The organism is Streptomyces sp. AC550_RSS872 (genome assembly GCF_019049285.1).
GTDB lineage: Bacteria > Actinomycetota > Actinomycetes > Streptomycetales > Streptomycetaceae > Streptomyces.
Map to the genome: position 1 here is coordinate 188,397 of NZ_JAGMUL010000028.1, position 12,947 is coordinate 201,343.

10 protein-coding genes are annotated in these 12,947 nt (G+C 72.9%); 2 read left to right on the forward strand and 8 right to left on the reverse strand.

The features are described 5' to 3' along the window. Positions 1-32 precede the first annotated feature (32 nt). From KUM44_RS14880 to KUM44_RS14900, 5 genes are all read right to left on the reverse strand, one after another. Positions 33-4,205 carry a trypsin-like peptidase domain-containing protein gene (locus KUM44_RS14880; RefSeq protein ID WP_217208334.1) on the reverse strand — a complete coding sequence of 1,391 codons (4,173 nt, stop codon included), beginning with the start codon at positions 4,203-4,205 and terminating at the stop codon, positions 33-35. Continuing rightward, positions 4,189-4,500: a trypco2 family protein gene (locus KUM44_RS14885; protein WP_217208335.1), complete on the reverse strand. Its 312-nt coding sequence runs from the start codon at positions 4,498-4,500 to the stop codon at positions 4,189-4,191. Before KUM44_RS14885 ends, KUM44_RS14880 begins: the two co-directional genes overlap by 17 nt. A gap of 139 nt (positions 4,501-4,639) precedes the next feature. Further along, entirely contained in the window at positions 4,640-6,097 is a 1,458-nt protein-coding gene (locus KUM44_RS14890; RefSeq protein WP_217208336.1) for a cellulose binding domain-containing protein, read from the reverse strand. Positions 6,098-6,205: 108 nt separating this feature from the next. Continuing rightward, positions 6,206-7,609 carry a HAMP domain-containing sensor histidine kinase gene (locus tag KUM44_RS14895; RefSeq protein ID WP_217208337.1) on the reverse strand — a complete coding sequence of 468 codons (1,404 nt, stop codon included), beginning with the start codon at positions 7,607-7,609 and terminating at the stop codon, positions 6,206-6,208. After that, positions 7,606-8,310: a response regulator transcription factor gene (locus tag KUM44_RS14900; RefSeq protein ID WP_217208338.1), complete on the reverse strand. Its 705-nt coding sequence runs from the start codon at positions 8,308-8,310 to the stop codon at positions 7,606-7,608. The genes KUM44_RS14895 and KUM44_RS14900 overlap by 4 nt, the downstream gene beginning before the upstream one ends. Positions 8,311-8,456: 146 nt before the next feature. On the opposite strand from KUM44_RS14900, the gene KUM44_RS14905 reads away from it, so the two are divergent. After that, on the forward strand, positions 8,457-8,987 hold the full coding sequence (locus tag KUM44_RS14905; RefSeq protein ID WP_217208339.1) for a hypothetical protein: 531 nt from the start codon (positions 8,457-8,459) through the stop codon (positions 8,985-8,987). Between the two features lie 15 nt (positions 8,988-9,002). Here KUM44_RS14905 and KUM44_RS14910 read toward each other — a convergent pair whose 3' ends face one another. Both KUM44_RS14910 and KUM44_RS14915 read right to left on the reverse strand, forming a co-directional pair. Continuing rightward, complete coding sequence (locus KUM44_RS14910) at positions 9,003-9,872, reverse strand: spermidine synthase (protein WP_217208340.1); 870 nt, start codon at positions 9,870-9,872, stop codon at positions 9,003-9,005. Between the two features lie 46 nt (positions 9,873-9,918). Further along, on the reverse strand, positions 9,919-10,359 hold the full coding sequence (locus tag KUM44_RS14915) for a hypothetical protein (protein ID WP_254389517.1): 441 nt from the start codon (positions 10,357-10,359) through the stop codon (positions 9,919-9,921). Positions 10,360-10,666: 307 nt separating this feature from the next. Here KUM44_RS14915 and KUM44_RS14920 point away from each other — a divergent pair, with 307 nt between their 5' ends. Continuing rightward, on the forward strand, positions 10,667-12,106 hold the full coding sequence (locus KUM44_RS14920; RefSeq protein ID WP_217208341.1) for a hypothetical protein: 1,440 nt from the start codon (positions 10,667-10,669) through the stop codon (positions 12,104-12,106). 80 nt (positions 12,107-12,186) lie between these two features. Here the strand turns inward: KUM44_RS14920 and KUM44_RS14925 are convergent, their stop codons facing one another. Next, entirely contained in the window at positions 12,187-12,783 is a 597-nt protein-coding gene (locus KUM44_RS14925) for a histidine phosphatase family protein (protein WP_217208342.1), read from the reverse strand. Positions 12,784-12,947 lie beyond the last annotated feature (164 nt).

Sequence of the window (12,947 nt, forward strand, 5' to 3'; positions counted from 1 at the left end):
CCGACCCGCTGGACGCGTGAAGGCAGGGACTCTCAGTCAGTGAGCTGCAGATGGGCAAAGACGACGTCCCGTACGCGCAGGGCCGCGTCGGGATCGATCGCGGCGAGCACCGGTACCGCGTGGTGCCAGCTCTCCGAAGTGAGGACCTCCGCGAGCAGGGCCCGTGCGCGCGGGAGGTCGGGGCCGCAGGGGGGTGGGAGGAGGAGGGTGGCCAGGCGGCGGGTGAGCAGGGTGATGTCGTACGGGTCGCGGAACGGAACCGGCGCACGGTCGGCGGGCAGCAGGGCGGCGTAGGCGGCGAGCTGGGCGAGGGCGTCCGCGCGCTGCTCCGCGTCCTCTTCGCGCCGGGCCGTGGTCCGGGCCGCTTCGTGGTCGCCGAGCGCGGCGTAGGCAAGGGCCGCTCCGCCTCGTGCCCGCGGGCCGCGCAACGACAGCCGCCCGTCCTGCGACACCACGGCGTCGAGGCGGCTTCGGGCGGCGGCCGGGGACGTCGCGGCGGTCAGCAGACTGAGCACCACCTCGCTGCTGGTCGGCCGGTTCCCGTCGTGGTCCTCGTCCACGGCGTCCAGCAGTTGCCCGAGCCGTGTACCGCGTTCGCGGTCGTGGAGCCCGACGGCGGCGAGAAGGTGTGCGACCAGCAGCACGGGGTCATCGCGCACACCGTGCAGTACGTCGTCCACCAGTCGACCCGCCAGTTCGGGGTCGTGCGGCCACAGCCCCGCGGCGGCCTCCGCGCGGACATCACCACGCCCATGGGTCCGCGTTCTGTTCACTCGTACCAATTCCACAAGAACGCCCATGACGCGATCGGCCGCGCCGGCCCACCCAAGGGCCTGGACAGCAGGGGCCATGGAGGAGGGCAACGCCCAGCCGCCGGCGGCCTCGAGAGACATGTCGACGGCTCTCTCGGCGAGACGCAGCGCCCGGCCTGGATCGCTTCCCGCGACGGCCAGGGATACGGCGGCAAGGCCCCAGGCGTGCTCATCGGGCTCGTCGAGCACCGCCAGGAGTCGCTCCGCGTCATCGGGTCGTCCTGCCGTGGCGAGGGCGCCCGCCAAGACGGCGAGACGTTCCTGAGCGACCCCGCGGACCGGCGCGGCCGTCGACTGGTGCCCGTGCTCCGCCGTGTGGAGGAGTTCCAGTGATCGCCTCGGGTCGTCGGCGGCGCAGTGGCAGGCGAGTACGGCGAGCGCTTCGGCGGCCTCCCACCATGAAGGGCCGTCCGGTGAGGAGTAGTCCTCGGTGAGCAGTGTGGCCACCAGCTGCTCGGCTGCACCGGCTCTCGCAAGGAGTCCGACGACTCGCTGGGTGGAGTCGTCGACGTCGCCGTCGAGAAAGCGGGCGTGCCGGGACCGTTCGAGTGCCGCCCATGCCTCGGCCGCCGCACCCTTGCGGGCCCAGCCTTCGGCCACCACCGACCAGGTGACCCCTTGAGCCCGCAGCGTGCCGGGATCGTTGACGGCCTGCGCCCACGCGAGCCGGTGGGCCTCCGTCGTCCGGTCCAGGGCCACGAGCGTGCAGACATCGCCGCAGGTCACCTCGGACCAGGCCGCGTCCGGGTACTCGTACTCGCCCTGGGGCAGCGTCGCCCCGGCCAGCGAGGCCAGCCGCTCGGCCTCGCTGGGGCGCGTGTCCCGCAGGGCCTCGGCGGCGACCGCGTACAGGTTCTCGAAGTCACTTGAGTCGCGACGCCCGGCGAGCCCGGCCACCGAGCCGTAGATCCTCCTCGCGTCCTCGGGGAAGCCGCACGCCGAGCACGCCTCGGCGATGCTCGCCAGAGCGCGCACGCGATCCGGGAGGAACTCGATCAGCTCGGCGGACTCCTCCGCCAGCCGGAGCAGACCGGCCGCGCCCGCCGGGTTCCGGAGCACGGCGGCGGTCGCGACCAGGGCCTTGACGAAGGTCTTGGCGCTCGGGCCGTCGTGCGGTCGGGGCCTTTCCCGGAACGCTTGCGGCACCTCTTCCTCGCGGCCCGCCAGTGCCAGAGCAGTCGCCCGCATGCCCCGCGCCACCATGTCAGGCGTGTCGAGGCGGGCCGGCACCGTCCCGGCCACCAACTCCTCTGCCAGCCCCAACCCCTCCGCCGCCAGGCCCGCCGCCCGCCGGTCGCCCGCCTGCGCCAGCACGCGGGCCACTGCGAGGACCGCCCGGGCGCGGTCCTCCGGCCGGAAGACACTGCGGGCCAGGCCGATGGCCTGCCGCACCCGGCCGAGTCGCGCGTGCACGGCCGGGATGTCCGGATGCAGCGACACGTTGCGCCGGGCCACCAGATCCCCGGCCGCCGCGAGTGCCGCCGACGCCCCCAGGTCGTCGGGGTCGGCCCGCCGAACCGTCTCCCGCGCCGCCGCGATCTCGGCGAGGCACGCCGCGTCGCTCCCCGTCGCCTCGCGCAGCCGATCCCGACGCCGGGGATCGGTGGCGAGGTCGGTGGCCCGCCCTGTGTCCGCAAGGAGCGCGACCAGACGGCCGTACGGCTGGAGCAGATACAGGGGGGTGTCCTGCGGCCAGCCCCGACGCTCGTACGTCGCCGCCCACGCGTGCAACCTCTCCTGGTACGCGTCCACGTCAGGCCCGAGTTCCTGCTGGGCGGCGACGAGGAGTGTCTCGTGGGCGAAGAGGTAGCCGCGGCTGGTCGTGTACAGCGTCACGTCGGTCTCGGCGGAACTGCTGAAGCCGCTGCCACGCAGCCGCAGAATGCGTCCGAACACACTCCCCAGCCTCTGCCGCACCACATAACCGGGCTCGCCCGTCAGTTCACGCAGGTCCTCGACCGTGAGCGTGCCGCGCGCCGCGGTGAGCAGGCCGACCATGTCGCGCTCCAACCGGTCCCCGGCCAACGCCCGTTGGAGGTCGTACTTGGCCTCGTGCTCGGTGTGGCGGGCCGCTGCCGAGGTGGCGAGCTCCACTACCGGGCAGTGCCGCAGCGGGTGCCCCCCACCGACGTCCGACGGAATTCCGGGGCTCGGCCGGCTGGTCACCAGGACGCGTACGTTCGACGGAGGCCGTTCCGGCAGCAGTGAGGCGATGCTGGTCCCGCTGCCCCCGGGCACCCGGGACTGGTCCTCGTCCAGGCCGTCGACGACCAGCAGCAGGGTGCCGCCGTCCTCGGCGACCCGTTCCGCGGCCTGTCGCAGCAGCAGCCGGCGTTCGCCGTCGAGAGCGGCCGGAGAGCCCGTCGCCGCCGGTTCGCGGCCCGCGATGGCCGCGAGTTGGTCGATGACCGCCGCCGTGTACGCGTCGCCGTCGGACTGGCCGGCGTACCGCGCCGTGATGAAGAACCACACCGGCACGACCCCGCGCGGCGGATGCAGCGCGAACCAGGCCGCCAGCGCCGTCTTGCCCGCCCACGGCCGACCCTGAAGCCAGCGGTACGGCTCGGGTCCGCCGCAGAAGGAGACCAGTTCCGCCAGCTCTGTCTGCCGCTCGTCCAGCAGCTCGGGTGCGATGTCGGCCAGGTGGGCACGATAGACGTCCTGAACGAGGTCGACGGTGCTCCCGGGCGCAGCGGACGGCAGTGCCTCGAGCTCGTGCCCCAGTAGCCGTTCCAGAGCGGCCCGTTCGGTCGCGCTCAGCGCATCCGCCCACCGGTCCACCCGACCCGCCGCGACACGCCCGGTTCCCTCCCTGCGGTGATGGCGGCTGACGACCCCGACCAGGTACCCGCCGCTGAAGACGGCCGCCCCCGACATCCCCTCCCAGGCATCCCGCTCGGGATCCGGATCCGCGGCGGGCGGCGCGGTGATCCGCAGGTCCAGGGTGCCCTCGCGCCGGTTGGCCAGTACGGCGCACTTCGCATCCATGTGCTCGGCGTCCCGGAAGGGCCGGCCCGCGGCGTCCGCGCGGAGCTTGAAGCGGGGGAACCCCATCGCGGTACAGCCGAGCACCGCGTCCTGGTCGCCGACCTTGCCGAGGGAGACGGGCCGGACATCCACCACAGCGCGCTCCGGCAGAGCCAGTACGGCGACGTCGATGCCGTCGTGCCTCCACACCACCGTCGCGTCGACGGCCCACTCCCCCGGCCGGCCGGCCTCGAAGCGGACCCGCACGCCGACGTCGCCCTCGACCACATGCGCAGCGGTGAGAACTCTGCCCGCCGCGACGAGATACCCGGAGCCGCGCCGCCCCCTGCCCTTCCCCTGCGGCAGGCTGACGATGACCTCCGCGACGTGGTCCGCGCGCAGCCCTCGCTCAGATCTCGCCGTCAACCGCGTCCCCCGCGATCAACGCCGTCTCCGCGGCACCGCCGTCCGGCGGTACCACCTTGGGAGTGAGGGTGAGCGTGACCCGCTGTGTCTCGGCATGCCCGTACTTGCCGTTCGCCCCGGCGTCCACGACCCACAGCCGTACCTTCGCGTCCCCGCCGCCCTCCCGCGTGACGGCGACCGAGGCCTCGACCTCGACGGGACCCAGCTCGAAGCGCAGCATCCTGCCGTCGCCGTCCACCAGCGCGCTGGTCAGCTGCTCCCGCAACTCACGGATCATGTCGGCCAGTTCGATCACGCGTCCCCCTAGTGCAGCGGTGCTCAGATGCTACAAGGCGCCCCTTCAGCATCCACCGGTCACACCGCGACCAGGCGCCCCGGCCGGATGGGGGGAAGACCGGCCGGGGCGCGGCCCCCGCGTCCTGATCGCCGATCGGCTAGTCGCCGTACACCGCGAACGCCTTCGAGAACGCGAACTTCTCCTGGAGGATCGAGCTGCACGTCGCGTCCGCCGCCGGCTTCTCGCCGCCCGCGCACTGCTTGTCGCGGGTCGCCGACCACATCGACAGCCAGCCGAGGCCCTTGGACTGGGCGAACTTCACCAGCTGGGTGGCGTCGTCGACCTTGAAGATCTCGGTGGTGACGTCGTTGACGCCGATCATCGGGGTGACGGCGACCGACTTCCAGGCCGCGCTCTCGGAGAGGCCGAGGACGCTCTTGACCTGGGCCTGGGTGGCGGTGGCCGCCTGTTCGGCGTAGGTGCCCATGTCGCCGCTGTACGCGGGCCCGTAGTCCATCGCCATGATGTTGACGGTGTCGATCTTCACACCGTTCTGCCTGGCGTCGGAGAGGAGGTCGACGCCGGGCTGGGTCAGGCCCTCGGGCATGACGGGGAGGGTGAAGGAGACGTCCAGGCCGGGGTGCTGCTGCTGAAGCGCGGCTATCGCCTGGGCGCGGCGGGTGTTGGCCGCCTTGTCCGGGAGCGCGCCGCCCTCGACGTCGAAGTCGACCTTCGTCAGCTTGTACGTGTCCACGACCTTGCCGTACGCCGCCGCCAGTGCGTCCGCCGAGGAGCAGGTCGTCGCCAGCTCGCTGCCGGCCGCGCCGCCGAAGGAGACGCGGACGTCGCCGCCCTTGGCCCTCAGGTCACCGATCTGCGCGGCCACCGCGTCGCCGCCGAGGTCGGTGACGCCGCCCCACTTCGGGGTGCAGCCGCCGCCGTCGGTGACGAAGGCGAGGTTGTAGTCCTTCACCCCGGTCGCCTCGGCGCTCGCCGCCATGTCGAACGCAGGGTAGAGGGAGGTGTCGATGTAGGGGGCGAAGCCTGCCGACGCCGTTGTTCCGGTGCCGGAGCTCTCCGACGGCTTGGCGGTGGAGGTCGCGGTGGGCTTGGGTGTCGTGGTGGGCGTCGCCGTCGGGGTCGGCTTCGGTGGCTCGGTCGGGCGGCCGCTCGGCTCGGGGGTCGCCGTGTCGTCCGTGGAGCACTTCGCGTCGTCGATCAGACAGGCCGCCGGTGCGCCCGTGCCGTTGACCACGAAGCCGACCGTCACCGACTCACCGGCCGCGAGCCCGTCCCGGTCCCACTTCGGCGGCGTGACGGTGACATGCTGCCCGTTCACCTTTGACTCGGCGTTCCACAGGGAGCTCAGCTTCGAGCCCGACGGGAGGTCGAACTCCAGCGTCCACTCCTTCTTCGTCCCGCCGCTGTTGTTGGTGACGACGTACTGCCCGGTGTAACCCGTCGACCAGTCACTGGTCCTGGTGTACGCCGCCCCGATCCCGGCCGCCTGGGCAGTACCGGTGAACAGGATCGCGCCACCGCCGACCACGGCAGCGGCGACGAGACCGCCGATCGCCTTGTTCCTGCCGCTGACCTTGCGCCGGTGCGTACTCATCACGTGCCTGCCTTCGCTCTTCACGGGTGGGGGTGCGGCAGCACGCTAGCGATCCAGAATCGGGCAAAAGCCCTGATCCAGACCGGTGTTGAGGACCTTAGGGTGCGCTTAAGGAAGGGATCGGGGACGGTTAAAGGTCGAGACCAATTTGCCGGGGCGGCGTCGTCGGACGGCGCCCCGATGCCCCCTGCGCTCCGGCGCCCGGCCGCCAAGCTGGATCCAGATCCGCACCTCGGTCCCGCCCAGCACCGACGACCCGATCCGTACGTCCCCGCCCGTCGACTCCGCGAGCCGGCGCACGATGTCCAGGCCGAGCCCGGTGGAGCCGGCGCTGCCCGAGCCCCGCCCGCGTGCCATGGCCGCCTCGGGGTCGGAGATCCCGGGCCCCGCGTCCGAGACGAGCACGATCACCGCGTCCTCGCCGTTGTGCACGTCGACCGCGAACGCCGTGCCCTCGGGCGTGTGCCGGAAGACGTTGCCGAGCAGGGCGTCCAGCGCGGCCGCCAGATCCGCCCGGGCCACGGGGATGCGCACCGGCCGATCCACGCCGGCCACCCGCACCTTGCGGCCCTCGTCCTCCGCCAGCGCCGACCAGAACGCCATCCGCTCGCGCACCACCTCGGCCGCGTCGCACCCGGCTCCCGGACCGGCCGCCACCGTCTGCGGCTTGGCGTCCCGGGCGGTACGGATGATGGTGTCGACCTCCCGCTCCAGCTGGGCGACGGCGGCCCGGGTCTGCTCGGCGGCCGGACCGTCCCCGAGCGAGGCCGCGTTCAGCCGCAGCACGGTCAGCGGGGTGCGCAGGCGATGGGACAGGTCGGCCGCCAACTCCCGCTCGTTCGCGAGGAGTTGTACCACCTGGTCGGCCATCGAGTTGAACGCCGCGGCCGCCAGCCGCAGTTCGTTCGGCCCCTCCTCGGGCACCCGGGCGCCCAGCTTGCCCTCCCCCAGTTCGTGCGCGCCCTCGACCAGGCGCTGCGCGGGCCGCACCATCCGCACGCCCAGCCGGTCGGCGACCGCGACCGATCCGACGATCAGTGCGAGGCCGACCCCGGCGAGCACCGCCCAGGCCGTGGCAAGGCCGTTGGTGACCTCCGCGTCGGGGACGTACACCTCGACGACGGCTATCTCGCCGGAGCTCAGCGCGACCGGCTGGAGCAACGTGGATCCGCCGGGGACCTCGCTGGTCGAGGCCCGGCCCAGCCGTCGTACGGTCGCGATGTCGTCGGCGGCGGCGCGCCGTCGGCCGAGGTCGACGGCGGCCGCGTCGCCGGAGGCCGGTATGTGCACGGCCATGCCCGCGTCCGATCCGGCCGAGGCGACGACCCGCTCCAACTGGTCCCGGTCGGTGGTGATGGACAGCGCCGGGGCGACGGCCGCGGCCTCCCGCTCGGCGTTGGAGAAGGCGCGGTCGCGGGCCATCTCCCGGATGACGAGTCCGAGCGGGACGGCGAAGGCGACCACGACCATGGTGGTGACCGCCAGGCAGACCTTGACCAGTGCCCACCTCATCGCGGCGGCTCCCCCACGGGTGGCTCCAGCTTCACACCGACGCCCCGCAGGGTGTGCAGATAGCGCGGGTTGGCGGCGGTCTCCCCCAGTTTGCGGCGCAGCCAGGACAGATGGACGTCGATGGTCTGGTCGTCGCCGTACGACTGCTGCCACACCTCGGCGAGCAGTTCCTTGCGCGGTACGACGACCCCGGGCCGCCCGGCAAGGAAGGCGAGCAGGTCGAACTCGCGGCGGGTGAGGTCCAGGCCGGCTCCGTCCAACTCGGCCTGGCGACGCAGCGGATCGACGGTCAGGCCACCGACGCGCAGCACGCTCGACGGTGCGGCCTCCGCGCTGCCCGACCGGGCCCTGCGCAGTACGGCGGCCATCCGGGCCGACAGGTGCTCGACCGAGAACGGCTTGGTCAGATAGTCGTCCGCGCCGGCGTTCAGCAGCCGGACGATCTCCGCCTCGTCGTCCCGTGCCGTGGCGATGATCACCGGCACGTCCGTGATCCCGCGCAGCATCTTCAGGGCCTCGGAGCCGTCCAGATCGGGCAGCCCGAGGTCCAGGATCACCACGTCGAAGCGGAAATGGGCGACCTCGCGCAGCGCCTCCAGTGCCGTACCGACGCTGCGCACCGTGTGGGCGGCGTCGGTCAGGTGCCGGATGAGCGCCGAGCGTACGAACTGGTCGTCCTCGACCACGAGCACACTTGCCATGCGCCGCACCGTACGCCATGCGGCGGAGCCCGGTCCGGGCCTGTGGACAACTCACCGCCTGTGGACAACCGCACCCGTGTGGGCGACTTCACGCCCGCGCACAACGGCGCGACACGCTCGGGACGCGTGAGGCAGTATGGCCCGCGATGCGCAGAGGACTCGTACACGTACTGGCTTGGTCGCTCGCCACGGGCGCGGCGGTCACGCTGTCGTGGTGGGGGGTCCACACGGTGATGGCGGGCACGGTGTACGACCGCCCCCGCGCCCTGCCCATCACGGCCGCCGACGCGACGACGCAGGAGTCGAAGCCGCTGGCGTCGTCGACGAACCGGCCGACCCCGTCGAAGGACCCGTCGAACCCCGCGCGCCCCTCCCCGAAGCCGACCGCGACGCCCCGCACCCCGGCCCCCTCGACGACACCACCGAAGAGCAGCAGCCCCTCCCCCGCCTCGTCCGGCCAGGTCAAGAGCTACGACACCGACGGCGGCCGGGTGGTCTTCGACATCGGCGCGAGGGACGCGTCGCTCGTCTCGGCCACCCCGGGTGCGGGCTGGTCGATGCAGGTGTGGAAGACGGAGACCTGGATCCGGGTGGAGTTCAGCGCCGGCGCGGACCGGGTGTCGGTGTTCTGCACCTGGCACGACGGGCCGCCGCGGGTGGAGATCGGGAACTACTGAGTCACCGGCGCACCGTCACCGGAACACCGACGGGGGCGGAGCCGGGGAGGCCACGGCCGCGAGGTCGGTGACGGGGACGGCGCCACCGGTGAAGTCGGTGAGCGACTTGCCGTGCTCCACGCGTGCGGGGTGCGGGTCGGAGGCGGCGCTACGGGTCAGTTCGGCGACCGGGAGCGGGCGGTCGGAGGCGACGAGGACGGCGTTGCCGAAGCGCTTGCCGCGCAGTACGGCCGGGTCGGCGACCAGGGCGAGCTCCGCGAACCGGTCGGCGGCGGTGGCGATCTGGCCGCGCAGGTGCGCGAGCGGCGGCCCGTCGGCGAGGTTGGCGGCGTACACACCGCCCGGCGCGAGGACCCTGCGGACGTCGTCGAGGAACTCCGTCGAGGTCAGGTGGGCGGGGGTCCGGGTGCCGCTGAAGACGTCGGCGATGACGAGGTCGGCCCACCCGTCGGGCACCTTGGCGAGCCCGTCCCGGGCGTCCGTCGACCGCACCCGGATCCGGGCGCCCGGATCCAACGGCAGCTCCCTGCGGACCAGTTGGACGAGGGCGGCGTCCCGTTCGACGACCTGCTGGGTGGAACGGGGGCGGGTGGCCGCGACATAGCGGGCGAGGGTGAAGGCACCGCCGCCGAGGTGCACGGCCCGCACGGGTCTGCCCGGTGGGGCGACGAGGTCGATGACGTGCCCAAGGCGCCGCTGGTACTCGAAGGAGAGGTGGGCCGGGTCGTCCAGGTCGACGTGCGACTGAGGGGCCCCGTCGATGAGGAGGGTCCAGGCCCGGGCGCGGTCCGGGTCGGGTATCAGCTCGGCGAGGCCGCCGTCGACGCGCTCCGCGACCGGCTCGGCCGCGGCCGTCCGGCGCCTGGCGTTCCTGGACTTTCCCATGCGGTCATTGTCGCAAGCGGCAGGCGGCGCCGCCCGGGCGGTGGCGTCACCGGCAGTTGTCGGCCGCTTCGATCAGCCGCGCGGCCTCCCCCAGCGCCGCCCGCAGCACCGCGGGATCCGTCGCCAGGTCCGCCTCGCCGGGCGGCAGGAGCCAGTCCGAGCCCTCGACGGGCGGCTCGGGGTCGAGGTCCAGGCTCAGGCCGCGGCCGTCGGTCTCCGTACAGGTGCTGCCCGGCACGTCCCAGGCGGCCGCGGTGCCCGACGGGACCACGAAGCCGAGGGTGTCGCCACCGCCGTCGTGCAGGACGGGCCCCACCGCGTCACCGGCGGCCCCGCGGCGCAGGATGTCGACCGCCTCCAGGCCCTGCCGCGCCGGAACGGTGACCACGTCGCAGCACGCCTCCCGTGGCTCGCCGCACTCCGCGGCCGGTGCGTGCCCCGCCGTTGTCGACGGCGTATGCGGTGCGATGCTCTGGCTGGTCTCCATCTCGACCTCCACCACGGAACCCCTTGTGCAGTCCGGAGAGTTCAACGCGCCACGACGTCAACGGCTACGGCGGAAGTCCGCCGCAAAGGATGGCAGTTCATGGCGGATCCCGTATGAGATATCCGTTTTGTAGCCAAACACTGCGTGGCGGGTCCGCTACAGCAGGTACGTTCATGCCCGCCGACAGCAAGGGCACCACACGGATATTCGGCACGGACATTCGGCAACGGGTATTCGGTACGAACACTCCGGCTCAACTCGTCCTCGCTGCGGCATGGTTCGACGGTTCGCATGAGAGGACCCGGCCATGACGTCGTCAGAGCTGACCTCGTCCCAGCCCACCCTGCCACCGAGGCCGAATCTCGCATTCCGGCAGTTGCGCGGACAGCGCTCGCCGGCCGAGTTCGCCGCGGCGGTACGACGGGCCGCTCGCGAGATCGGTGAGCGGGTCAGCTGTGACGCGCGTTACGTCGGGCGGGTCGAGGCAGGCGAGATCCGCTGCCCCAACTACGCGTACGAACGGGTGTTCCTGCACATGTTCCCCGGCCGCACGCTCACCGACCTCGGCTTCGCGCCCCGCTCGTCCGTACGCGGACGCCGGGCGCGCACCGAAGAGGAGGCGCCCCTCGTGCACACCACGAACCCGGCGTGCGCCACCAGTGAGACGTGGGGTGGCCACGAGCCGTATGACCATCAGAACCACCAGAACCACGAGATCCACGAGGAGAGCGACGTGCTGCGTCGCGCATTCATGACCGGCGGAGGCGCCACCGTGGCCGCCGCCTCGCTGAGCCCGCTGGGGCTCGCCTTCGACGCCGCGGCCGCCGAGCGTCCCGCCCGACGTGTCGGAGGACACGAGGCGGACGCGCTCGAGGAAGCCGTACGCCGCATCCGGCTGCTCGACGACCGGCACGGCGCCGACGGCCTCTACCGGCGCGCGGCCGCCCCGCTGCGTGCCGCGTACGAGCTGCTCGACGCCGGTACGACCCGGCAGGCGATCGGTGACCGGCTGCACTCGGGCGCGGGTGAACTGGCCATCTCGGTGGGGTGGCTGGCGCACGACTCGGGCCGTTTCGACGACGCCCGCTCGCACTACGGGGAGGCGCTGGCGACGGCCCGGATGGCGGGCGACCCGGCGCTGGAGGCGCACGCCTTCTGCAACATGTCGTTCCTGGCACGGGACGCGGGCCGGCCGCGTGAGGCGGTACGGGCGGCCCAGGCCGCGCAGCGTGCCGCGCGGCCCCTCGGCTCCTCCCGCCTGATGTCGCTGCTGGCGCTGCGCGAGGCGGGCGGCTGGGCCGGACTCGCCGACCGCACCGGCTGCGAACAGGCCCTCGTCCGCGCGCAGGCCCTCTACGGGCGGGGCAGCTCGGAAGCCGACCCCGAGTGGATGAGCTTCTACGGGGAGGCGGAGCTGGAGGCACTGGAGGCGCAGTGCTGGTCGATACTGGGCAACTGGCAGCGGGCGGCGCGGCACGCGGGGCGGGCGGCGCAGCTCCAGGATCCGCACTTCACGCGCAACATCGCGCTGTACACGGCGGAACTGGCGGACGACCTGGCCCGGGGCGGACGCCCGGACGAGGCCGCGGCGGCCGGGATGCGGGTGCTGGACCTGCTCGACCAGGTGCAGTCGTCGCGGGTCCAGACGATGCTGGCGGGCACGGCGCGGGTACTGCTGCCGCACCGGCGGGCGAGTGGTGTGTCGGCGTTTCTGGAGCGGCACGCGAGCGTGCCCCGCATGGCGTGACCGGCATGACGTGACCGGCATGACGTGACCGGCATGACGTGACCGGCATGACGTGACCGGCAGGGCCCGCGCTCGGCGGGCTACACCCCCAGATGCCCCAGGTCGTTCCAGCTCTCGATCGCCGGTTCCCCGTACGCCCATCCCAGCACCGACAGCGACGTCGGGTTCAGCCGGATCCGTGCCGCGAAGTCGAGCGGCAGCCCCAGCCAGCGCGCGCCTATGGACCGCAGGATGTGCCCGTGCGCGAACACCAGCACGTCACGGTCGGCCTCGCGCGCCCATGCCACCACCTCGTCGGCCCGGGCCGTCACCTCGGACAGGCTCTCGCCCTCCGGTACGCCGTCGCGCCAGATGAGCCAGCCGGGACGCACGGCCTGGATCTCCGCGGGTGTCATGCCCTCGTAGGCGCCGTAGTCCCACTCCATGAGCGTGTCCCAGGTACGCGCGCGTTCACCGAAGCCGGCGAGTTCGCACGTCTCACGCGCGCGTGACAGCGGGCTGGTGCGGATCTCGATCTCCGCGAGGCCGTCGTACGGCGGCCGGTGCAGGCGTACGCCCAGCAGCTTCGCGCCCCGGCGGCCCTCCTCCAGGAGCGGCACATCGGTCCTGCCCGTGTGCTTGCCGGACAGCGACCACGCCGTCTGTCCGTGCCGGGCCAGCAGGATGCGCGGTGCCATGGAGGTGCCCTTCCGGGAGAAATGAGAGGCGGGACCCGTCCATCATCCCGCACGCTGTTCGAGGGCAACCCCGGGGGCGATCTCTGCGTCTTGAGGGCCGGGGCGCCCGAAGGGGGCGCGCGCATACACCGTAAAGTGGCACGACCGGTCAACCGGGCGCCGTG

Coding starts and splice junctions, on each gene's coding strand:
- KUM44_RS14890 (WP_217208336.1), bottom strand. CDS start 6,097: ATGAGTACGCACCGGCGCAAGGTCAGCGGCAGGAACAAGGCGATCGGC.
- KUM44_RS14895 (WP_217208337.1), bottom strand. CDS start 7,609: ATGAGGTGGGCACTGGTCAAGGTCTGCCTGGCGGTCACCACCATGGTC.
- KUM44_RS14900 (WP_217208338.1), bottom strand. CDS start 8,310: ATGGCAAGTGTGCTCGTGGTCGAGGACGACCAGTTCGTACGCTCGGCG.
- KUM44_RS14905 (WP_217208339.1), top strand. CDS start 8,457: ATGCGCAGAGGACTCGTACACGTACTGGCTTGGTCGCTCGCCACGGGC.
- KUM44_RS14910 (WP_217208340.1), bottom strand. CDS start 9,872: ATGGGAAAGTCCAGGAACGCCAGGCGCCGGACGGCCGCGGCCGAGCCG.
- KUM44_RS14915 (WP_254389517.1), bottom strand. CDS start 10,359: ATGGAGACCAGCCAGAGCATCGCACCGCATACGCCGTCGACAACGGCG.
- KUM44_RS14920 (WP_217208341.1), top strand. CDS start 10,667: ATGACGTCGTCAGAGCTGACCTCGTCCCAGCCCACCCTGCCACCGAGG.
- KUM44_RS14925 (WP_217208342.1), bottom strand. CDS start 12,783: ATGGCACCGCGCATCCTGCTGGCCCGGCACGGACAGACGGCGTGGTCG.